At 70.0% G+C, this 20483-nt stretch carries 21 protein-coding genes and 1 pseudogene; 13 read left to right on the plus strand and 9 right to left on the minus strand.

What is annotated here, in order from left to right:
- The first annotated feature begins 234 nt into the window (after positions 1–234).
- From ABIC28_RS24375 to ABIC28_RS24385, 3 genes are all read left to right on the plus strand, one after another.
- A complete protein-coding gene (locus ABIC28_RS24375) occupies positions 235–1221 on the plus strand; it encodes an AurF N-oxygenase family protein (protein ID WP_354581248.1) in 987 nt (328 codons plus the stop codon).
- 30 nt (positions 1222–1251) lie between these two features.
- Positions 1252–2982, plus strand: a complete 1731-nt coding sequence (locus ABIC28_RS24380) for an FAD-dependent oxidoreductase (protein WP_354581250.1) — start codon at positions 1252–1254, stop codon at positions 2980–2982.
- Positions 2983–3063: 81 nt separating this feature from the next.
- Positions 3064–3309 (plus strand): DUF2630 family protein, encoded by a 246-nt coding sequence (locus tag ABIC28_RS24385; RefSeq protein ID WP_097213959.1) that lies wholly within the window; start codon positions 3064–3066, stop codon positions 3307–3309.
- An 18-nt stretch (positions 3310–3327) separates the two neighbouring features.
- On the opposite strand, the gene ABIC28_RS24390 is transcribed toward ABIC28_RS24385, so the two are convergent.
- Complete coding sequence (locus tag ABIC28_RS24390; protein WP_209927418.1) at positions 3328–4092, minus strand: SDR family oxidoreductase; 765 nt, start codon at positions 4090–4092, stop codon at positions 3328–3330.
- Positions 4093–4120: 28 nt separating this feature from the next.
- A complete protein-coding gene (locus tag ABIC28_RS24395) occupies positions 4121–4705 on the minus strand; it encodes a helix-turn-helix domain-containing protein (protein ID WP_209927420.1) in 585 nt (194 codons plus the stop codon).
- A 95-nt stretch (positions 4706–4800) separates the two neighbouring features.
- Between ABIC28_RS24395 and ABIC28_RS24400 the strand changes: the two are divergent.
- Together ABIC28_RS24400 and ABIC28_RS24405 are read left to right on the plus strand one after the other, a co-directional pair.
- Positions 4801–5736 (plus strand): annotated as a pseudogene (locus ABIC28_RS24400) (NAD(P)/FAD-dependent oxidoreductase); the annotation flags it as partial.
- A 42-nt stretch (positions 5737–5778) separates the two neighbouring features.
- A complete protein-coding gene (locus ABIC28_RS24405; protein WP_245221696.1) occupies positions 5779–6405 on the plus strand; it encodes a class I SAM-dependent methyltransferase in 627 nt (208 codons plus the stop codon).
- A gap of 30 nt (positions 6406–6435) precedes the next feature.
- Here ABIC28_RS24405 and ABIC28_RS24410 read toward each other — a convergent pair whose 3' ends face one another.
- Together ABIC28_RS24410 and ABIC28_RS24415 are read right to left on the minus strand one after the other, a co-directional pair.
- Entirely contained in the window at positions 6436–7170 is a 735-nt protein-coding gene (locus ABIC28_RS24410; protein WP_097213955.1) for a Clp protease N-terminal domain-containing protein, read from the minus strand.
- Between the two features lie 31 nt (positions 7171–7201).
- Positions 7202–7678 carry a nuclear transport factor 2 family protein gene (locus ABIC28_RS24415; protein ID WP_354581254.1) on the minus strand — a complete coding sequence of 159 codons (477 nt, stop codon included), beginning with the start codon at positions 7676–7678 and terminating at the stop codon, positions 7202–7204.
- A gap of 153 nt (positions 7679–7831) precedes the next feature.
- Between ABIC28_RS24415 and ABIC28_RS24420 the strand changes: the two genes are divergently transcribed.
- A complete protein-coding gene (locus tag ABIC28_RS24420; RefSeq protein ID WP_354581256.1) occupies positions 7832–9304 on the plus strand; it encodes a dihydrolipoyl dehydrogenase family protein in 1473 nt (490 codons plus the stop codon).
- On the plus strand, positions 9297–10787 hold the full coding sequence (locus ABIC28_RS24425; RefSeq protein ID WP_354581258.1) for a carboxylesterase/lipase family protein: 1491 nt from the start codon (positions 9297–9299) through the stop codon (positions 10785–10787). Before ABIC28_RS24420 ends, ABIC28_RS24425 begins: the two co-directional genes overlap by 8 nt.
- A 13-nt stretch (positions 10788–10800) precedes the next feature.
- On the opposite strand, the gene ABIC28_RS24430 is transcribed toward ABIC28_RS24425, so the two are convergent.
- Positions 10801–11679 carry an Fpg/Nei family DNA glycosylase gene (locus tag ABIC28_RS24430; protein ID WP_097213951.1) on the minus strand — a complete coding sequence of 293 codons (879 nt, stop codon included), beginning with the start codon at positions 11677–11679 and terminating at the stop codon, positions 10801–10803.
- 64 nt (positions 11680–11743) lie between these two features.
- A complete protein-coding gene (cobF, locus tag ABIC28_RS24435; protein WP_354581260.1) occupies positions 11744–12484 on the minus strand; it encodes a precorrin-6A synthase (deacetylating) in 741 nt (246 codons plus the stop codon).
- A 123-nt stretch (positions 12485–12607) separates the two neighbouring features.
- Here cobF and ABIC28_RS24440 point away from each other — a divergent pair, with 123 nt between their 5' ends.
- The 3 genes from ABIC28_RS24440 to ABIC28_RS24450 all read left to right on the plus strand — a co-directional run bounded on the left by ABIC28_RS24440 (position 12608) and on the right by ABIC28_RS24450 (position 14271).
- Positions 12608–13366 (plus strand): thymidylate synthase, encoded by a 759-nt coding sequence (locus ABIC28_RS24440; RefSeq protein WP_245221699.1) that lies wholly within the window; start codon positions 12608–12610, stop codon positions 13364–13366.
- Entirely contained in the window at positions 13366–13851 is a 486-nt protein-coding gene (locus ABIC28_RS24445) for a dihydrofolate reductase (RefSeq protein ID WP_097213949.1), read from the plus strand. The genes ABIC28_RS24440 and ABIC28_RS24445 overlap by 1 nt, the downstream gene beginning before the upstream one ends.
- Before the next feature lie 87 nt (positions 13852–13938).
- Positions 13939–14271, plus strand: a complete 333-nt coding sequence (locus ABIC28_RS24450) for a cupin domain-containing protein (protein ID WP_027500871.1) — start codon at positions 13939–13941, stop codon at positions 14269–14271.
- Positions 14272–14290: 19 nt separating this feature from the next.
- On the opposite strand, the gene ABIC28_RS24455 is transcribed toward ABIC28_RS24450, so the two are convergent.
- Positions 14291–14908 (minus strand): TetR/AcrR family transcriptional regulator, encoded by a 618-nt coding sequence (locus ABIC28_RS24455; RefSeq protein WP_373560296.1) that lies wholly within the window; start codon positions 14906–14908, stop codon positions 14291–14293.
- Positions 14909–15102: 194 nt separating this feature from the next.
- On the opposite strand from ABIC28_RS24455, the gene ABIC28_RS24460 reads away from it, so the two are divergent.
- Both ABIC28_RS24460 and ABIC28_RS24465 read left to right on the plus strand, forming a co-directional pair.
- Complete coding sequence (locus tag ABIC28_RS24460) at positions 15103–15999, plus strand: AurF N-oxygenase family protein (RefSeq protein ID WP_097213947.1); 897 nt, start codon at positions 15103–15105, stop codon at positions 15997–15999.
- Positions 15999–16916 (plus strand): DUF4873 domain-containing protein, encoded by a 918-nt coding sequence (locus ABIC28_RS24465; RefSeq protein ID WP_354581263.1) that lies wholly within the window; start codon positions 15999–16001, stop codon positions 16914–16916. Before ABIC28_RS24460 ends, ABIC28_RS24465 begins: the two co-directional genes overlap by 1 nt.
- Here the strand turns inward: ABIC28_RS24465 and ABIC28_RS24470 are convergent.
- Together ABIC28_RS24470 and ABIC28_RS24475 are read right to left on the minus strand one after the other, a co-directional pair.
- A complete protein-coding gene (locus ABIC28_RS24470) occupies positions 16859–18196 on the minus strand; it encodes an FAD-binding oxidoreductase (protein WP_354581265.1) in 1338 nt (445 codons plus the stop codon). The genes ABIC28_RS24465 and ABIC28_RS24470 overlap by 58 nt on opposite strands.
- Positions 18197–18210: 14 nt before the next feature.
- A complete protein-coding gene (locus tag ABIC28_RS24475; RefSeq protein ID WP_097214002.1) occupies positions 18211–19677 on the minus strand; it encodes an APC family permease in 1467 nt (488 codons plus the stop codon).
- Between the two features lie 167 nt (positions 19678–19844).
- Between ABIC28_RS24475 and ABIC28_RS24480 the strand changes: the two genes are divergently transcribed.
- Positions 19845–20480 carry an alpha/beta hydrolase family protein gene (locus ABIC28_RS24480; protein ID WP_354581267.1) on the plus strand — a complete coding sequence of 212 codons (636 nt, stop codon included), beginning with the start codon at positions 19845–19847 and terminating at the stop codon, positions 20478–20480.
- Positions 20481–20483: the final 3 nt, after the last annotated feature.

Consider the following 20483-nt stretch of genomic DNA (forward strand, 5'->3'; position numbering starts at 1 on the left):
CACGGATGGGCCGCCGATGTGGCGGGTCTGCTGAAACCAGTATGCGCCAGGTTTCTGAGCTGGGACTGAGCGATTTTTCCTGCCGCCGCGATCGAATTGGCCCAAGGCCTGGATTTGCATGCGACTCGCGGTTACAGTTACCTGAACATCGAGACACCGCGGCCGGAACGCCGCACCGAAGAGACGATGCCGTGCGCGATCGCCTCAGCAACGACAGCGACAGCGGGAGTAGCCATGACACTGACGACAGCGACCGATCGATCCGATCAGGCCCGGTACGACGAGTCCCTGACGATGCTGTCGGAAGCCTCGGTGCACAAGCACTTCGATCCCTTCGAGGACATCGACTGGGATTCCCCCGAGTTCGCGGTGATCCCGAACGATCCCCGGTGGGTCCTCCAGAAGGAGAGCGACCCCCTCGGCAGCCATCCGTGGTACCAGGCGCTGCCCCTGGAGAAGCAGATCGAGATCGGCATGTGGCGGCAGGCCAATGTCGCCAAGGTCGGCCTGCAGTTCGAGAACATCCTGATCCGCGGGATGATGCAGTACGTGTTCTCGCTGGAGAACGGCTCCCCGGAGGCCCGCTACTGCACCCACGAGACCATCGAGGAGTGCAACCACACCCTGATGTTCCAGGAGATGGTCAACCGGATCGGCAAGGACACCCCCGGCATGGGGCCGCTGATGCGCTTCGTCTCGCCGTTCCTCCCGCTGGCCGGCTCGACGCTGCCGGTGATCTTCTTCATGGGCGTCCTCGCGGGCGAGGAACCGATCGACCACATCCAGAAGGCCGTGCTGCGCGAGGACGGCGTCATCCACCCGATCATGAAGGGTGTCATGGCGATTCACGTCGCCGAGGAGGCCAGGCACATCTCCTTCGCGCACCAGTTCCTGCGTCGGCGCGTCCCGAAGATGTCCAAGGTGGGACGGTTCTTCGCCTCGCTCGCGATGCCGCTCATCATGCGCATCCTGTGCGACGTCATCGTCATCCCGCCGAAGCAGTTCTGGCGCGAGTTCGACATCCCGAAGCAGGTCAAGAGGGACCTGTTCTGGGGCACCCCCGAGGCGCGCCAGACCCTGCGTGACTACTTCGCGGACGTGCGGATGCTGGCCACCGACAGCGGGCTGATGAACCCCGCGGCGCGCCTGGTCTGGAAGGGCCTGAAGATCGACGGCAAGAGCTCGCGCTACCGCAGCGAGCCGGTCCGCAGCGCCGCCTGACCAGACCCCCAGATCGGAAGCTGTTTCGCGATGCCCCATGTCGTCACCCAATCCTGCTGCAGCGACGCGTCCTGCGTGTACGCCTGCCCCGTCAACTGCATCCACCCGACACCGGACGAGCCCGACTTCCTGACCGCGGAGATGCTGCACATCGACCCGGCCTCGTGCGTCGACTGCGGTGCCTGCATCTCCGCGTGCCCGGTGGACGCGATCGTCCCGCACTCGAAGCTCACGGAGTCCCAGCAGCCGTTCCTGACGATCAACGCGGACTTCTACAAGGAGCCGCGCCCCCGGCCGGTGCTTGCGCCCGTGGTGCCCGCGCCGGAGGTCCGCCGCGACCGGGGCCCGCTGCGGGTGGCGATCGTCGGGGCGGGCCCGGCCGCGATGTACGCCGCCGACGAGCTGCTCACCCAGCCCGGGGTGCACGTCAACGTCTTCGACCGACTTCCTGTGCCGCACGGCCTGGTCCGCGCGGGTGTCGCACCCGATCACCAGAAGACCAAGCAGGTCTCCCGGTTGTACGACAAGATCGCCGCCCAGCCGGGATTCGCGTACTTCCTGAACGTGGAGATCGGCGAACACCTGACCCACGACGAACTGCTCGCGCATCACCACGCCGTGATCTACGCGGTCGGCGCCTCGACCGACCGCGGCCTCGGGATCCCCGGCGAGGACCTCCCCGGCTCGACCTCCGCGACGAACCTGGTGGCCTGGTACAACGGCCATCCCGACCACGCCGACGATCGCTTCGACCTGTCCCACCGACGGGCCGTCATCATCGGAAACGGCAATGTCGCGCTCGATGTCGCGCGGATACTGACCGCGGACCCCGACCGCCTGGCCGCCACCGACATCGCCCCCACCGCCCTCGAGGCGCTGCGCGGCAGCCGGATCGAGGAGGTCGTGATCGTCGCGCGCCGCGGAATCGCCCAGTCCGCCTTCACGGTTCCCGAGTTCACCGGCCTTCTCGACGCCCCCGACGCCGACGTGGTGGTCCGCCCCGACGAGATGGTGCTCGATCCGACGACCGAGCGCCTGGCTCGTGACGGGGAGCTCTCGCACGCGGTGGCGCAGAAGCTGGCGCTGCTCCGGTCCGCCCGCCTCGAGAGCGAGCCGGGACAGGTTCGGCGGCGGATCTCGCTGCGTTACCTGTTGTCCCCGACCGCGATCAGCGGCGACGACCGGGTCACCGGCGTCGAGTTCGCCCGCAACGCGCTGACCGTCGGGGAGGACGGCAGCGTGCGGGTCGAACCGACCGGCGAGACGGAACGACTCGAGGCCGGACTCCTCCTCACCTCGATCGGCTATCGCGGGGTGCCGATCGCGGGGGTGCCGTTCGATCGTTCGGCCGGAGTGATCCCCAATACCGACGGACGTGTCCTCGACGGACCGGGCGGATCCGTGCTCGCGGGCGCGTACGCCACCGGCTGGATCAAGCGCGGGCCGACCGGGTTCATCGGCACGAACAAGTCCTGCGCACAGGAGACCGTGACCCGGCTCGTCGACGATTTCAACACGGGTCGGCTGCGCGAGCCAGGGTCGAACGCGACCGCGCTGAACCGACTGGTGCGGGAGCGGCAGGCTGCGGTGATCGACCGCGAGGGCTGGAAGCTGATCGACGAAGCCGAACGCAGCCGCGGCACCGAACGGGGCCGCATCCGCGAGAAGATCACCGACCAGGCCGAGCTCGCGCTCATCGCAGGGGCGGCGGGACGGGGCACCGAGACGTCCGTGCTCGGGCGGCTCCGTCGGCGCCGCTAGTCTCCGGGCCCGGACAGTGGGCCCGGAACCGGCCTATGGTGGATCGCGGAACCCGCAGTCCCCTAGGAGTGGAGTTCACTGATGAGCGAACAGGACATCCTCGCGAGCATCCGCCGACTCGTCGACACCGAGCACCAACTGCGCGCGAAGACCGAGGCGGGCGACCTCGATCCCGAGCAGGAGCAGAAGCAGCTCGCCGCCATCGAGGAGACCCTCGACCAGTGCTGGGACCTGTTGCGCCAGCGCCGGGCCCGCATAGACGCCGGCCTCCCGCCGGACGAGGTGCCGGTCAGCCCCGCAGGCCAGGTCGAGGGCTATCTGCAGTAGCCACCGGCACCGTAGCGATCACAGGAACCGGCCGGTCAGCCGCTGCGGCAGGACCCGCAACGCCAGGTCGATCGGACGCCACGGCCAGCCGGGAACAACGGCCCGCCGCGGCTCCCGCTCGATCGCCTTCACCATCGACCGCACGCCGGCGACGGTGTCCGCCATCAGCGGCGTCTTGGCCACCTTCTCGTTGATCGGGGTCCGGATGTAGCCGGGCAGGATGGTGGTGACGGCGATCGGGCTGCGCGAGAGTTCCGCGGCGAGCCCCTCCCCGATCGCGGACACCGCCGCCTTGCTCGCCGAGTAGGCGGTCTGCGCCTTCGGCAGTCCCCGCACCGCGCTCATCGAGGACACCAGCACCAGATGGCCTGCGCCGCGGGCGCGGAACAACTCCATCGCGGCCTCCGCCTGCGCGAGCGCACCGAGGAAGTTCGTCTGCGCGGTCTCCAGATTCGCCTCGGGCTTGCCGGTGCCGATCGGTGCGCCCTTGCCGAGCCCGGCGTTGACGACGATCCGATCGAGCCCGCCCAGCTCATCGTCGAGTTCGCCGAACACGCGGGACACCGCGCGGTGATCGTTGACGTCGAGGGTCCGGACCGCGACCCTGATCGACGGGTGCGCGGCGAGCAGTTCCGCGCGCAGTTCCTCGAGCCGATCGAGGCGGCGGGCACACAGCGCGAGATCGCGCCCCTTGGAAGCGAACTGGCGCGCCATCTCCGCGCCCAGCCCGGAACTGGCGCCGGTGATCAGGATCGTGGTTCGCGTCTTCGCCGTGGAGGTCACAGCGGACGAGCCTAGCGCCGCGTCGGGGTCATCGCCGGGTGCGCACGTGCGCCCGCTCCCCCTGCGGCCCGAACAGGCTCAGGATCTCAGCGGGCTCGGGACCGGGGTTGCCGAACCAGTGCGGGACGCGGGTGTCGAACTCCGCCACCTCGCCCGGCATCAGGGTCACGTCGTGCTCGCCGAGCACCATCCGCACCCGACCGGACAGGACGTAGAGCCACTCGTAGCCCTCGTGCGTCAGCAGCCGGGGCTCCACGGACGGAGTGCCCGGCGGGAAGACGTGTTTGAAGGCCTGGATCCCGCCCGGCCTGCGGGTCAGCGGGATGATCGTGACGCCGTTGCGGCTGATCGGGCGGGGGTGGATCCGCGGGTCGCCGGTCGCGGGCGCGTCGACGAGTTCGTCGAGGGGCAGCTGGTGCGCGCGGGCCAGCGGGAGCAGCAATTCGAGGGTTGGCCTGCGCTGCCCGGATTCGAGCCGCGAGAGCGTGCTCACCGAGATCCCGGTGCTCTCGGCGAGCTGCGCCAGCGTCGCGCCCCGCTGCTTGCGAATCGCCCGCAGCCGCGGTCCGACCGCGTCGAGGACGTCGTCGAGGGCGTGCGGGTCGTCGGCCATGCACCCATTTTGCCACTTTCGCAACACAGCTTGCGGGATTCGTCCCTCGGGACGGAGAGTGCGAGGACGAGGCGAACGAAACGGAGGAGACGACGGTGGAGAAGAAGTACGACGTGGTGATCGTCGGCGGCGGTGCGGCCGGGCTCAGCGGGGCGGTGGCGCTGGCCCGCGCGCGGCGCTCGGTACTGGTGATCGATGCGGGCGAGCCCCGCAACGCTCCCGCGGCACACGCGCACAACTACCTGACCCGCGAGGGCACTCCGCCCGCCGAGCTGCTGGCGGCCGGCCGGGCCGAGGCCCAGGGGTACGGCGCCGATTTCGTCAGCGGCACCGTGTCCTCGGCCCGGGCGGCGGACGGAGAGGGCTTCCGCGTGGAACTCGCCGACGGCGCGGGCGTGTCGGCCCGCAGGCTGCTGGTGGCAACGGGCCTGGTGGACGAACTGCCGGACGTGCCTGGCGTCGCCGAGCGCTGGGGTCGCGAGGTGCTGCACTGCCCGTACTGCCACGGCTGGGAGGTCCGCGACCGGGCGATCGGGATCCTGGCCACCGGCCCGATGGCCGTGCACCAGGCGCTGATGTGGCGGCAGTGGAGCGCGGACATCACCGTGTTCCTGCACACCGCGGCCGAGCCCGGCGCCGAGGAGCTCGAGCAGTTCGACGCCCGCGGCATCGTGGTCGTCCGCGGCGAGGTCGCCTGCCTGGAGGTCGACGACGACCGGTTCACCGGGGTCCGCCTGCGCACCGGCGAGCTCGTGTCGCGCGACGCGATCGTGGTCGCCCCGCGCTTCGAGGCCCGTGCCGGATTCCTGGGCGAGCTCGGCCTCGAGCCCACCGAGCAGGAGATGGCCGGGCACGTGATCGGCAGCTACATCGCCGCCGATCCGATGGGCGCCACCGCGGTCAAGGGGGTCTGGGCGGCGGGCAACGTCTCCGACCTCAAGGCCCAGGTGATCGTGGCGGCCGCTGCGGGGCTGAACGCGGGCGCGGCCATCAATGCCGATCTCATCGCGGAGGACACCCGTCTCGCGGTGACCGCCCACGCGCACTCGGAGGACCCGGCGCCGGGTGGCCCGATGAACGGATTCGACGAGCGGGCCTGGGAGGAGCGATACCGCTCGAGGTCCGGGGTCTGGAGCGGTAGCCCGAACCCCCACCTCGTCACCGAGGCCGCCGAGCTGACGCCGGGTACCGCACTCGACGTCGGCGCGGGCGAGGGGGCCGACGCACATTGGCTGGCCGAACGCGGCTGGCGGGTGACCGCGGTGGACTTCTCGACCACGGCGCTGGAGCGGGCGGCCGCACGCGCCGAGGCCCTCGGCGCGGACGTGGTGCACCGGCTGAACTGGGTGCACGCCGATCTGACCGCCGAGCCGGTCGAGGGCCGCTTCGACCTCGTCACCGCACACTTCATGCACCTGCCGGAGCCGCAGCGCACGGTCCTGTACGCCCGGCTGGCGGCGGCCGTCGCGCCGGGCGGGAGCCTGCTCATCGTCGGGCACCACCCGTCCGACCTGCAGACCACCGTGCCGCGGCCGCCGGTGCCGGAGCTGTTCTTCACCGCGGAGGAGCTCGCTGGCTCGCTCGACCCCGACAAGTGGGACATCGTCGCGGCCGAGGCCAGGGCACGCACGACGACGGATCCCGACGGCCGCGAGGTCACCATCCACGACGCGGTCCTGCGCGCCCGCAGGCGCCCCTGACCCGTCGCCCACCGGGCCACTATCCGGCGGTCACTCCCGCTCAGCTGCGGCGGCCATCGCGGCCACCGCGGCACCGACCTCGGCCTCGATGGTCGCCCTGTCGAGGCCGAGGCCGGTGAGCACACCCGAGCCGTCCTCGAGTTCGAGTAGGGCGAGCAGGATGTGCTCGGTGCCGATGTAGTTGTGCCCCAATCGGAGTGCCGCCCGGAAGGTGAGCTCGAGCGCCTTCTTGGCCTGCGCGTCGAACGGGATGAGTTCAGGCAACTCCCCGGCAGGCGCGGGCAGGGACGCCGTCGCGGCGGCACGGGCCGCATCGAGCGTGACGCCCTGCGCGACGATCTGCGCCGCACCGATGCCCTCGGGCTCGGTGAGCAGACCGAGCACCAGGTGCGCGGGACAGATCTGGCCGTTTCCCGCGGCGCGGGCCTCGTTCTGCGCCGCCATCACCACGTTCTTGGCCCGGGGGGTGAACCGGCTGAAGCCCTGACTCGGATCCAGGTCCGGCGATTCGCCCTTCGGCACGAAGCGCTTCTGCGCGGCCTGCTTGCTGACGCCCATGCTGGCGCCGATGTCCTTCCAGGACGCCCCGGACCGGCGAGCCTGGTCGACGAAGTGACCGATCAGGTGGTCGGCCACCTCCCCGAGGTGGTCGGCCGCGATGACCGCGTCGGACAACTGGTCGAGCGCATCGGTGTGCGCCTTCTTGATTCCCTCGATCAGGTCGTCGAGGCGGACGGGGTTCGTCATCTTCGTCGGATTCGCCATGCGTCAACCCTAGGTTGACAACCTTCGGTCGTCAACCCTCGGTTGACGATCCGTTCACCACACGCGACGCGGTGTCGACGCCGCCCGCGGCCGCGATGTGCTTCGCGGTGTCCACGTAGTGCCGCATCCGCGAGATCTTCCCCGTCCCGTCGAAGGACCACAGGTGCAACTCCTCGTCGCGGTAGTGGCCCCCACCAGGAACCACGGCGTCGATGCTGATCTCCGCGGCCACCTGGCTCTCGCCCGCCATGATCGACAGGACCGCGAACTCGCCGATGTCGAATCCGCCCACGATCCCGAAGAACTCGGCCGCGCCCTCGCGGCCGCCCCGCCGACGCAGCCACGGCACGTCGGCGCGTTGCGCGAAGTTGTCGGCCCAGTCCTCCCAGCGCACGTCCTCGGCGAGCATGCCGAGGACCGCACGGATGTCGCCACGCGCGAACGCGGCGTAGAGGGCGCCGACCGTCGCCGCATGGTCAGCGGCGGCGGCGCCGGGTTCGGTGCTCATAGCGCCCCTCCTGCCCGAGGGTGTCTCTCGAACGAAAAATCCCACCTTGGAGTATCGGCCGGTCGAAATGCGCAGCGCAAGCATTGCGGAACCGTGATGCGCCGCCCCGCGAATGTCTCGCCCGCCGCCGCTGACCGCTCTACGGTGGGAACCATGGCCACATCGACGGACGAGTACGACGTCATCGTGATCGGCGGTGGGCCGGCGGGCGAGAACGCCGCCGCCTATGCCATCGCAGGTTCGGATCGGAGCGCCGCGATCATCGAACACGAACTGCTGGGCGGCGAATGCTCCTACTGGGCCTGCATGCCCAGCAAGGCCCTGCTGCGGCCGGCCGAGGTGCTGGGGGCGGCCCGCGCCATGCCCGGCGTCCGCGAGACCATCGGCGAGGCGACGCTGGACCGCCGCGCTGTGTTCGCCCGTCGCGACGAATTCACCAGTCACCACGACGATTCCGGCCAGCGGAAGTGGGCCGCGTCGGTGGGCGTCGACGTGATCCACGGGTCCGCCGCCCTCACCGGCGAACGCACCGTCGAACTCGCGACCGGCGGCCACGGCGATCCCCCGACCCGGACGTTGCGGGCGCGGCACGCGGTGGTGCTCGCCACCGGCACCCTCGCCTCGATACCGCCCGTGCCCGGGCTGCGCGAGGCGCTGCCGTGGATCTCCCGGGACGCCACCAACCTTCGGGAGGTGCCCGAGCGGGTCGCCATCATCGGTGGCGGGGTGGTCGCCACCGAATGCGCGACGTGGCTGCTGGCCCTCGGGGTACGCGAGCTGACCGTGATCGTCCGCGGATCGGCGCTGCTCGCGTCCGCCGAGCCGTTCGCGGGCGACCTCGTCGCCGAGTCCCTGCGGGCGTCGGGTGCCAGCGTGCTGTTCGGCACCAGCCCCGGCGCCGTGCGCCGCGAGCAGCCGCGCGACACCGGCGTCGGCCGGATCCACGGCGGACAGGTGACCATCACCCTCGACGGCCGGGAACGGGGCGAGATCACCGTCGACGAGGTGATCGTCGCGGCCGGACGGCACCCCGCCACCTCCGGTCTCGGCCTCGCCGCGGTGGGGCTGACGGACGGGCGCACGCCCACCGACGACCATCTCGCCGTCGTGGGCGTGCCCGGCGGATGGCTCTACGCGGTCGGCGACGTCAACGGCCGCGCGGCGCTCACGCACATGGGCAAGTACCAGGGCCGGGTGTGCGGCGACGTGATCTCCGCGCGGGCGGAGGGCCGGGCGCTGGACGGGGCGAGGTTCACCGCGAGCGCGGACCACGCCCAGGTGCCACAGGTGGTGTTCACCTCCCCCGAGGTCGCGTCCGTCGGCCGCACCGAACGCGCAGCCCGCGCGGACGGCATCGATGTCGAGACCGTCGAGGTCGACATCGCGGTGGCCGGATCATCGCTGGCGCGAGACGATTTCGCCGGTCGGGCGAAGCTGGTGATCGATCGCGGCACCGACATCCTTGTTGGCGCGACGTTCGTGGGAACAGAGGTGGCGGAGTTGGTCCACGCGGCCACCGTCGCGGTGGTCGGCGCGGTGCCGATGGAGTCACTGTGGCACGCAGTGCCGTCGTACCCGACGGTCAGCGAGGTATGGCTGCGGCTGCTCGAGGCCCGGCGTGGCTGACCCGTTGACCGTCTCCACCGACGCGGGTCCGGTCCGCGGCCGGGAACACGACGGGCTCAGGTCCTGGCGCGCGATCCCCTACGCCGCACCACCGGTGGGCGACCTCCGGCTGCGGGCCCCGCGGCCTGTCGCGCCGTGGCCAGGGGTGCGCGACGCGCTGGACTTCGGCCCGGCCGCTCCCCAGTCCGGGCGAGCCGAGCGGCTCGGGACCCGCACCGACGAGGACTGCCTGACCATGAACGTGCTCGCGCCCGCCGCGCGGAGTTCCGCCCCGCGGCCCGTGATGGTGTTCATCCACGGCGGCGCGTACAGCGGCGGATCCACGGCCACCGGGCTCTACCGGGGCGACACGCTGGTCCGGCGTGGCGACATCGTGTACGTGTCGCTGAACTACCGGCTCGGCGCGCTCGGCTATCTCGACTTCAGCGAATACTCCACCCCCGAGCGAACTTTCGATTCCAACCTCGGTCTGCGCGATCAACTCGCGGCGCTGCGGTGGGTGCGCAGCAACATCGCCGCGTTCGGCGGCGATCCGGACAACGTCACGCTGTTCGGGGAATCCTCCGGAGCCAACGCGGTGACCACCCTGATGTGCGTGCCCGCGGCCGAGGGCCTGTTCGCCCGCGCCATCGCGCAGAGCCCGCCCGCCGCCTCCGCGTACGGACCCGGCCGCGCCAAGGCCTGGGCGGCCGAGTTTCTCGAGATCCTGGGCGCCGCCGACGACCCGGCCCTCGCGCTCGCCACCGCCGACCCCGACGCCCTGGTCCGCGCGGGCGACGCCCTCACCGCGCGCGGCGCCGACGAGGCGCCCGGCACCAGGGCGTTCGCCCCGCTCGTCGACGGCGACCTCCTGCCGCGACACCCACTCGACGCATTCGCCGAGGGCCTCGCGCATGCCGTCCCGCTGATCATCGGCACCAATGCCCGTGAGGGCACGATGTTCCCGCGGTTCCTCGACATCATCCCCACCGACCCGGTCCGGATCGAGAAGATGTTCTCCGAGACGGACCCCGAGCTCAAGGCCCGCATCCTGGCTGCCTACCCGGGCTACCCGGATCGCCGGGCCGCCGTGCGGATCGGCGGTGACGCCACCTTCTGGGAGCCGTCGATCCTGGTCGCGCAGGCCCACACGGCCACCGCACCGACCTTCGGCTATCGCTACGACTTCGCCCCGCGGCTGCTGAACGTCGCCGGCTTCGGCGCCACCCACGCGACCGAACTGCTCGCGGTGTTCGGGGCAGGCGAGGCGATGCTCGGCCGGGCGGCCACCGCGCTGGGCGGGCGCCGTGGGCTGCGGGAGGCCACGGCCATCATGCAGTCGCACTGGTTGCATTTCGCGCGGTACGGGGCGCCCCGGTCCACCTGGCCCGCCTACACCCTGGCGCGGCGCGAGACGCTGATCGTCGACACCACCGCGCGGATCGAGAACGACCCGCAGGGCGACCTGCGCCGGGCCTGGATCGGGTACCGGCACCGGCGCTGAGGGGGCCGCGAACCTATTTCAGCAACCTCGACAGTCGCCGGTCGGCGAGGATCTTGCCGCCGGTCTGGCAGGTCGCGCAGTACTGAAATGACCGCTCCGCGAAGGACACCTCCCGGACGGTGTCGCCGCACACCGGGCAGGGCATCCCGGTCCTGGCGTGCACCCGCAACCCGGAGCGCTTCTCACCCTTGAGCCGCGCGGCGTCCTGGCCCACCGAGCGGTCAACGGCGTCGGTCAGCTCCGCCCGCATCGCCGCGTGCAGGGTGGCCACCTCCTCCGCGGTCAGCTTGTTCGCGGTGGCGAACGGCGACAGCTTGGCCAGGTGCAGGATCTCGTCGGAATACGCGTTGCCGATCCCGGCCAGCACGGACTGGTCGGTGAGCACGGTCTTGATCCGCTGCGAGCTCTTGCCCAGCAGCTCGACGAAGGCCGGCTCGGTGATGTCGAGCGCGTCGGGTCCGAGCTTCGCGATCCCCGGCACCTCGGCGGGGGTGCGCACCACCCAGACCGCGAGCCGCTTCTTGGTGCCCGCCTCGGTGAGGTCGAAGGCGGGCGTCCCGCCGTCGGGGGTGAACAGGTGCACCCGCAACGCCAGCGGGCTCTTGCCGCCTGGCTTCGGCGGCGTCGCGCTCGGGTTGTCGGCCCAGCGCAGCCAGCCTGCTCGGGACAGGTGGGTGATCAGCCACAGCCCGTCCTCGTCGCCGCACCGGATCCCCAGGTGCTTGCCGAACCGGGCGGCTCCGACCACGTCCTTGCCCTGCAGGTCGGTGATCGGCGGGTCGAACGTCTTGAGCACGCTCAGCGCCGCGATGTCGATCCGGCCCACCACGGAGCCGACGGCATGCGTGCGCAGGAACTGTGCCAGGGCCTCTACCTCGGGCAGTTCGGGCATGAGACCAGGGTAGGCGGGTACGCCGCCCGTGCGCGCGATTAACCCCGGCGGGGGTGAAAATCGCTCACAGTCGCAGCAGGTAGGTGTCCATGATCCAGCCCTTGCGCTCGCGCAGCTCGGCCCGCACCCGGACGATCTCGGCCTCGACCTCGCGCAGATTCCCGGAGATCAGCACCTCGTCCTCGGTGCCCAGGTACGCGCCCCACCAGATCTGCACGTCGTCGCCGGGCACCTCGGTGAAGCTGCAGTCGGCGTCGAGCATCACCACCGCGTCCCGCACGCCCTCGGGCAGGCCGTCGCGCAGGCGTCGGCCGGTCGTGATGTGGACGGGCTCGCCGATCCGGTTCAGCACGATGCGGTGCTGCGCCGCCAGCGACTGCACGCTCGTGACGCCGGGGATCACCGAGTACTCGAACGTCTCGATGCCCCGGGCGAGCACCCGCTCGACAATCCGCAGGGTGCTGTCGTAGAGCGACGGATCGCCCCACACCAGGATGGCGCCGACGCCCTCGACGGCACCGAACTGCTCCTCGAAGATCGCGGCCCGCCGGTCGTGCCAGTCGTCGACGATGGTGCCGTAGTCCGCGGGGGTCCGGTCCCGGGGCGGGTCCACGATGTCGACGATCCGGTATTCGCCGCGCATGTGCTCGTCCAGGATCCCGGTGCGCAGGTCGACGAGGTCCTGCTTCTCGGCACCCTTGCCGATGACGAAGAACACCTCGGCGCGGTTCATCGCCTTGATCGCCTGCACGGTCACCTGGTCGGGGTCGCCGGCGCCGATGCCGATCACGAGAAGTTCACGCATGACGGCAGGCTATCGCCCGTGAGTCTTTCCGGTCCCCCCGCGGGCCGAAAGGACTCACGGGTGGCGGAGCCGCCTAAACTGGCGGCCGTGCACACGCCCTACGAAGACCTGCTGCGACTCGTCATGGAGACCGGTACCCCGAAGGCGGACCGCACCGGCACCGGCACCCGCAGCGTGTTCGGGCACCAGATGCGGTTCGACCTGTCCGAGGGCTTCCCGCTGATCACCACCAAGAAGGTGCACCTCAAGTCCATCGTCTACGAGCTGCTCTGGTTCCTGCGCGGCGAGTCGAACGTGAAGTGGCTGCAGGACCGCGGCGTCACGATCTGGGACGAGTGGGCCTCCCCCGAGGGCGAGCTCGGCCCGGTGTACGGCGTGCAGTGGCGGAACTGGCCCACGCCCAGCGGCGAGCACATCGACCAGATCGCCCAGGTCATCGAGACCCTCACGACCGATCCCGACTCACGGCGGATGATCGTCTCGGCGTGGAACGTGGGCGAGATCCCGCAGATGGCGCTCGCGCCGTGCCACGCCTTCTTCCAGTTCTACGTCGCCGACGGCAGGCTCAGCTGCCAGCTGTACCAGCGCAGCGCGGACCTGTTCCTCGGCGTGCCGTTCAACATCGCCAGCTATGCGTTGCTCACCCACATGGTCGCCGCGCAGACCGGGCTCGAGGTGGGCGAGTTCATCTGGACCGGCGGCGACTGCCACATCTACGACAACCACGTGGACCAGGTGACCGAGCAGCTCGGCCGCGAGCCGTACGAGTACCCCAAGCTCGTGCTCGCGCCCCGCGATTCCATCTTCGACTACGAGTTCGAGGACGTCGAGATCGTCGGCTACCGCCATCACCCCGCCATCAAGGCACCGGTGGCGATCTAGTGCTCGGACTGATCTGGGCGCAGAACCCGGCAGGCGTCATCGGCCGCGACGGCGCGATCCCGTGGCGGATTCCCGAGGACATGGCCTACTTCAAGGACGTCACCTCGGGACACCCCGTGGTGATGGGCCGAAAGACCTGGGACTCGTTGCCACCCAGGTTCCGGCCGCTCACGGACAGGCGCAACATCGTGGTGACACGCGACCCGGACTGGCGGGCCGAGGGCGCCGAGGCCGCGCACTCGGTCGAGTCCGCCATCGCCCTGGCCGGACCCGGCGAGACCTGGGTGATGGGCGGCGGTGAGATCTACACCGCGGCAATGCCGTTCGCCGACCGACTGTTCGTGACCGAGGTGGACCTGGACACCGAGGGCGACGCCTACGCGCCGAGGATCGGCGAGGAGTGGACGCCCGCGACGACCGGCGACTGGCTGGCCTCGGAGCGGGACGGACTGCGGTTCCGGTTCCGCACCTACATCCGTGGCTGATCGGTTCCGTCACTAACGCCCTATGGGTGCGGTGGTGCGTCATAATCCAAGGGCAGGTCATTCTCCAAGCCCGAGGAGAGGCGCTTCATGGACAAGAAGTCATTGACAGCCGTCGCCCGGCAGCAGCTCAAGCTCGCCGCCGCGGCCACCAGCGGGCGCAGCTCGCAGACCATCTACGGGGGCCATCAGCGCAGTCTCCGGCAGACGGTCGTCGGACTGAGCGCGGGCGAAGTGATGGCCGAGCACGACAGCCCCGGCGAGGCCACCCTGCTGGTGCTCAGCGGCAAGCTCGCCCTGATCAGCGGCGAGGACTCCTGGAAGGGCTCGACCGGCGACATGCTGGTCATCCCGGCGGCCCGGCACAGCGTCGAGGCACTCGAGGACGTCGCGTTCCTGCTGACGGTGGCCGTGCCCAAGTAGCGGCAAGGCCGAGCGGGAATCACCCCGCGCCGCGCACCAACTCCGGATCCGGCGCGGGGATGAACGCGATCGACAGCAGCGAGCTGACGAACTCGCGCAGCGACTGCTCCTTCGCGGTGTCCACGATGCCCTCGGTGACGATCAGCGACCCGATGATCCGAAAGGCCCACTCGGAGATCGCCTTCGGGCTGACCTCCGCGAGCTGCTCGGGGGTGAACAGGCGCTGAAAGTGCGGGGTGAGCAGGTTCGCACCGAGCTCGACGAACGGCTTGGCCTGCACCGTGAACCACGGCAGCACCACCTGCGGATCGTCGCGCAGGCCCTTCTGCAGTAGCGGGTGCGCACGCGCGTACTGCACGGCGAACACGATCGCGTCGACGAACCCGACCCGCAGGTCCCGCTCTTGCCCACGCAACACGGGATCGAGCACGACGAAGAATTGGGTGATCTCCCGCTGGAACAAGGCGCCGAAGATCGCGTCCTGGTCGCCGACGTACTTGTAGACGGTGGGCCGCGACAGCCCCGCGCGTTGCGCGATGGCCGCGTGCAGCCGGGAGGTGAACCCCAGTTCGATGACGCACTCCTTGGCCGCGTCCAGGATCTGCTCCCGGATAGCGTCCGGATCCACTGGTCTCACTGAAGGCCTCACCGGCCGATTCTATGGCGCGGCCGCCCCGGTCGACGCCGACGCCCGGAACCCCAAAAGAATGTTAATTCGGTTCACAGGTATCTATTGACCTCACCCGTCGAGCGGTTTACGTTTTTACAGAGAACGGAAACATGCACGCGAAATCCCCGGCACCACACAGTGATCAGTCACGGAGGACAGCCATGTCGCAGGCCGCCACACCGCTCGACCGGGAGACGGTCGCGGATCGACTGCTCAAGGGCTCGGTCAAGCGCTCCTACGCACCCGTCGTGGACATCGACTGGGACGCACCGCTCGAGGAGGACAAGTACTTCCTGCCCCCGCACGTGCTGTCCCTGTACGGGACGCCACTGTGGGAATCGATGACCGAGGCGCAGCGGATCGAGCTCTCCCGGCAAGAATCCGCGAACATCCTCAGCGTCGGAATCTGGTTCGAGAACATCCTCAACCAGGCCCTGCTGCGGGCGTTGCTGCACAACGACCCGGCCTCGCTGCACACCCGGTACGTGCTCACCGAGATGGGCGACGAGTGCAGGCACATGACCATGTTCGGCCGGGCGATCGAGCGGATGGGCGCCAAGCCGTATCAGCTCCGACGACACCAGGCCCTGGTGGTGAACCTCCTGCCCAAGACGTTCCGCGGCACCATGCTGTGGGTGGCCGCCCTGATCGGCGAGGAGATCTTCGACGCAACCCAGCGCCGCGTACTCGACGACCCGCAACTGCAGCCGATGATCTCGCGACTGATGAAGATTCACGTCACCGAGGAATCGCGGCACATCCGCTTCGCCCGCGAGGGCGTGCGCCGCCGGGTGGCGCAGAGTCATCGGATCGAGCAGCTGTGGGTCGGCACGGTGCAGGGCATCGGCGGTCCGCTGTTCCAGCGGTTGTTCACCAACCCGGTGATGTACTCGCGGGCTGGGCTCGACCCCAAGGAGGCCCGCAGGCAGGCGCTGGTGAACCCCTACTTCCGGGAGAACCAGCGCCGCGGCTTCGAATCGCTGGCCGCGTTCCTGGAGGAGAACGGCCTGATGCGGGCGAGTTCCCGGGCGATGTGGCGGCGCGGCGGTTTCCTGTGATGCCCGAGACCGGGGTCCTGATCGTCGGCGCCGGATCCGCGGGACGGGGCATCGCACGCACGCTCGAGGACTCCGGGCGACACGGCCACGTCGTCCTCGACCTGTCCGGCCTGCCGGAGCCGGTCTCCTGCGACTTCGACGAGGCGACCGACCGGTGGCGGGTGCGGACCGAGTCGGGCGAGGTCCATCGCCCGCGGATCCTGGTGGCCGGTCCAGGGACCACAGCCCCGATCGCCGGCCGGGGCGGGGCGAGCCTCGAGGACGCCCTGCGCGGTGAGCAGGCGGCCTATCTCGGCATTGCGCACACCGGCTTCCCCAACCTCTTCCTCGTCACCGGCACGCACGCCGCGGACGAGGGCGGTCACATCCGCACCTGCCTGACGATGATGACGGCCGAGGAGGCGACCCGGATCGAGGTGCGCGCGGGGGCCCAGCGCGAGTTCAACCGGATCCTCCACCGCACGCCCGCCCGGTCGCTGTGGAGGCCGAGACCGGCGGCCGCGCGCGGACCCCAGCGGAGCGCCTTCGAACTCAGCAATATCGACGAACGCGAGGAGGACGACGCCTACGCCGGGTCTGCGGCGCTGACGACCGACGAGGTCACCCTGTCGGTGCAGGTGCATCTGAGCGGCCATTTCGAACCCCTTGACGGGAACTACCACTGGTACGGCCGGATCGCGGGCGACGGACTGACCGAGCTCAAGCAGCGGGGCCGATCCGCGATGCACCTCACCATCCCCGGCGGACCCGAGACGGCCGCGACGCTGGACGAACAGGACCCATGGGGCAACTACCGGATCACCGGAGTCGGTGCTCCCCCGTTCCCGCTCGAGCCGGTCGAGGTCGTGGAGGTCCGTCCTCAGCAGGGCGCGGGGGGCACGCTCTGCTCGAAGCGGAACACGTTCTCCGGGTCATAGGCGGCCTTGATCTGCCGCAGGCGGTCGCGGTTGGGCCCGTAGTAGTCGCGCTCCCAGTCCGATGCGGCGGCGTTGGGCACGTTGACGTATGCGCCGTCGCTGTACGGGCGCAGCGCGCGCCAGAAGCCGGCCGCCCAGCCCAGTGCCTTCGAGTTCAGCTCGGGATCGTGCCAGGCCGCGCCCGGCTCGCAGTAGAACAATGCGTCGCGGTGCGGGAACGCCGACCCGCCCGCCGGGGCGTGCCGCACGGCACCACCGAAGCTCGAGCAGAAGAAATTGCTCGGCGCGCTGGGGGTGTCGGCCATGTAACGGATGACCAGATCGATCGCCTCGTCGGGGAACGGACGGGTGACGAAGTGGGAGTAGAACTTCCAGTTGGGCACGTCGTCCGGACCCCGGTCGACGCTGCCGTACACCGCGGGCCACGCGTCCTCCATGACGGTCACCTCGGGGTCGCCGATCGTCAGCAGCGAGCTCAGCTGGTCGGTCAGCTCCCGGCGCGAGCCGTCGTAGAGCAACGCGGAGAGCTCGATCGCGGTGGAATCCACCTCGAGCGCGCTGGTCAGCCGCTCGTCGGCGACCGGCGCGTCCCGCTGCCACGTGCGCAGCAGCGCGCCCAGCTCGCCGTGCCCGGTCCACCTGGCGATCAGGAAGGTGACATCGGACAGCTCGCGCAGCCTCAACGTGTAGGACGTGGCGATCCCGAAGTTGCCGCCACCCCCGCCGCGGCACGCCCAGAGCAGGTCGGAATTGGTGCTCGCGGTGGCCTCGACAATCTTCGCCGAGCGCGCGCCGTCGGCCACCACGATCTCGGCGGCGAGCAGGCTGTCGCTGGCCATTCCCATTCTGCGGGTGAGCAATCCGAAGCCGCCGCCGAGGATCACGCCGCCGAGGCCGACACCGCCCTCGGAGCCGGTCGGGATGACATACCCTCGCTGCCCGAGCGCCGCGACCGCCTCCGCCTGGGTGAGCCCCGTCCCGACGGTCGCCGTGCGCGCGGCCTCGTCGATCTCGACGTCCTTCATCCGGCTGACGTCGACGACCAGGCCGCCGTCGAGCGAGGACCATCCCTCGAGGCTGTGGCGCCCGCTGCGGGCGCGCAGGGCGATACCCTCCTCCCTGGCCCACTCGACCGCATTGGCCACCTCGTGCGCGTCGCAGCAGAACACGATCGCCTCGGGATAGCGGGAGTACAGGTGATTCCAGCCGATCCGCGCCGCCTCGTAGCCCGGATCGCCCGGACGCACCACCTCACCCGTCAGCCTGGCGATAGCACCCACTCGGTCACCTCCGGTCAATGCTCGTAGACGCTGATGTCCCCCGGCTCGGTCTCGAGCACCTCGCGGTCGAAGAACCACATGGCGAGGAAGAACAGCCCGCCCAGGACGAGCAGGCCCCCCACGATCAGGACGGGGACGAACGCCTCCCCCGGGGATATCAGCACGAACAGCACGACAGCCATCCACACCAGCGCCCCGACCGCGACGGGTAGTTCGAACCGCCCGAGGTTGAATCCGCCCTCCTTGCGGTCCAACCGCCTGCGCACCGCAAGGTAGAGGACAACCGTCGCCGTGTAGACGATGGCCGTGAGGAGCGTCCCCGCCACGATCAGCTTCAGCAGCGCATCGCCCGGCAGCGCGACCATCAGGACGACCCCGATGACGAGGATCAGGATCGTCGCCTGGACCGGAGTCTTCGTCCGCGGGTTGATTCGCCGCATCTGCCGGTACGCGGGGAACCGGGAGTCGCGCGCCATCGCGAAGACGATCCGCGAACACGCGGCCATCGTCACCATCCCGGCGGCGAAGAAGGCGAACATGATCGCGACCAGGAGTGTTCGCTCCACCACGGGACCGAGCTGATCGCGCATGATCGCGGCGACCGGCGACTCGCTCCTGCTGATCCGGGGGATGTCGTCGATCGCGACGGTGAGTGCGATCACGAACACCAATCCCAGCGCCCCCGCTGCCACGACCGATCCCACGATCGCGCGCGGGACGCTACGAAACGGGTCCTTGGCCTCCTCGGCCAGGTTCGCCGCGGCATCGAAGCCGACGAGCGTGGCCAGGCCCATGATCATCGCGGCCATCAACCCGCCGCCGACAGCGAAATAGTCGGGTGCGTTCTCGGTGACTCCGCGCGAGGTGAGGTTGCTCGCCCCGCCGTCGCCCGTGATCAGGACGGCGACGATGAGCGCAATCGCCAGCACCACGACGATCACCAGCTCGAGCCCCACCGCGCTCGCGTTGATCATGGCGACGATTCGCGTCGAGAACACGACGAGCAATGCCTGGATGAGCATCATCACCAGCGTGATCACGCGCGCGGTGTCTTCGTCCGGCGCCATGCCGAAGAGCGGCATGAAGGCCTGGCTGGCAAGGGCATTGTCGGTGGCCACGACACCGAACGACAGATAGCAGACGGTCAGCCACCCGAACCCCCAGCCGATCTTCGGGTTGGCCAGGCGGGAGGCCCATTGATAGGTGGAGCCACTGAGCGGGATTCGGGCCGCGAACTGCGCATACACCAAGGCCACCAGGATCTGCCCGACCACCGCCAGCACCCAGAGCCAGATCCCGACCGGCCCCGAATTCTGCAGCACGTCGTCGTAGGTCCCGAAGATGCCGACCGCCACCGAGATGAAGGCGAACGAGATAGCGAACACCTGAAAGGAACCGAGCGTCCGCTTCAGTTCCTGGTGGTAGCCACCACTCTCGACAGAACTCTCGGCGTCCACCGCGCCTGCCGCAGCTTCGACCATCTCGGCCACCCCACCTTCCGTCGGAAACCCGCGGGAGCTGTCGTGACAGGTCTCCGGGAGGTCAGAAGCGAGACCGGTCCGTTTCATCGTCCTCCGATGGGGTACGGATGTCAGCGTTGGTTCGGGCTCCTAAACACTCTGGTCCGGTACGCGATAGCGTCGAGGTCATGACCGATCTGTTCGAACGCGAGGGCGTGAGCGGCGTTCTCCATCGGCCCGCCGGGGATCCGGTCGGTGCCCTTCTGCTCGCACACGGCGCAGGTGGTAACCGCGACGCCAAGATGCTGCAGCGGGCGGCAACGGAATTCGCGGGGCACGGACTGCTCGTGCTCCGCTACGACCTGCCGTTCCGCCAGCGCAGGCCGAAAGGACCGCCGAGCCCGTCCACCGCGGGCGGCGATCGCGAGGGCATCGCGGCAGCCGCGGCCGCGGTGCGCGAACTCTGCTCGGGCCCAATCATTCTCGGCGGACACTCCTACGGTGGCCGGCAGTCCACGATGTTGGCGGCGGAGCATCCCGAATCCTGCGACGGACTGATGCTGTTCTCGTATCCGCTGCACCCGCCGGGAAAGCCGGAGAAGGCGAGGACCGCCCACCTGCCGGACCTGCGCGTTCCGTGCGTTTTCGTGCACGGCACCCGGGACCCGTTCGGGACCCCGGAGGAGATGCGCGCCGCCCTCGAGCTGGTGCCGACGCCGACGCGACTGGTGCTGGTCGATGGCACCGGCCACGACCTCGCCCCTGACAAGAGCGCGGCTGCTCCGCTTGCGGTCGAGGCCGCCGCCGACCTGTTCGGCTTCTGAGCT

The sequence above is a fragment of the Rhodococcus sp. PvR044 genome (assembly GCF_040548995.1).
GTDB classification, from domain to species: domain Bacteria; phylum Actinomycetota; class Actinomycetes; order Mycobacteriales; family Mycobacteriaceae; genus Rhodococcus_G; species Rhodococcus_G oryzae.

Bases quoted from the DNA above. Each gene is read 5' to 3' on its own strand.
- ABIC28_RS24375 (WP_354581248.1), top strand. From the start codon at position 235: ATGACACTGACGACAGCGACCGATCGATCCGATCAGGCCCGGTACGAC.
- ABIC28_RS24380 (WP_354581250.1), top strand. From the start codon at position 1,252: ATGCCCCATGTCGTCACCCAATCCTGCTGCAGCGACGCGTCCTGCGTG.
- ABIC28_RS24385 (WP_097213959.1), top strand. From the start codon at position 3,064: ATGAGCGAACAGGACATCCTCGCGAGCATCCGCCGACTCGTCGACACC.
- ABIC28_RS24395 (WP_209927420.1), bottom strand. From the start codon at position 4,705: ATGGCCGACGACCCGCACGCCCTCGACGACGTCCTCGACGCGGTCGGA.
- ABIC28_RS24405 (WP_245221696.1), top strand. From the start codon at position 5,779: ATGAACGGATTCGACGAGCGGGCCTGGGAGGAGCGATACCGCTCGAGG.
- ABIC28_RS24410 (WP_097213955.1), bottom strand. From the start codon at position 7,170: ATGGCGAATCCGACGAAGATGACGAACCCCGTCCGCCTCGACGACCTG.
- ABIC28_RS24415 (WP_354581254.1), bottom strand. From the start codon at position 7,678: ATGAGCACCGAACCCGGCGCCGCCGCCGCTGACCATGCGGCGACGGTC.
- ABIC28_RS24420 (WP_354581256.1), top strand. From the start codon at position 7,832: ATGGCCACATCGACGGACGAGTACGACGTCATCGTGATCGGCGGTGGG.
- ABIC28_RS24430 (WP_097213951.1), bottom strand. From the start codon at position 11,679: ATGCCCGAACTGCCCGAGGTAGAGGCCCTGGCACAGTTCCTGCGCACG.
- cobF (WP_354581260.1), bottom strand. From the start codon at position 12,484: ATGCGTGAACTTCTCGTGATCGGCATCGGCGCCGGCGACCCCGACCAG.
- ABIC28_RS24440 (WP_245221699.1), top strand. From the start codon at position 12,608: ATGGAGACCGGTACCCCGAAGGCGGACCGCACCGGCACCGGCACCCGC.
- ABIC28_RS24450 (WP_027500871.1), top strand. From the start codon at position 13,939: ATGGACAAGAAGTCATTGACAGCCGTCGCCCGGCAGCAGCTCAAGCTC.
- ABIC28_RS24460 (WP_097213947.1), top strand. From the start codon at position 15,103: ATGTCGCAGGCCGCCACACCGCTCGACCGGGAGACGGTCGCGGATCGA.
- ABIC28_RS24465 (WP_354581263.1), top strand. From the start codon at position 15,999: ATGCCCGAGACCGGGGTCCTGATCGTCGGCGCCGGATCCGCGGGACGG.
- ABIC28_RS24475 (WP_097214002.1), bottom strand. From the start codon at position 19,677: ATGGTCGAAGCTGCGGCAGGCGCGGTGGACGCCGAGAGTTCTGTCGAG.
- ABIC28_RS24480 (WP_354581267.1), top strand. From the start codon at position 19,845: ATGACCGATCTGTTCGAACGCGAGGGCGTGAGCGGCGTTCTCCATCGG.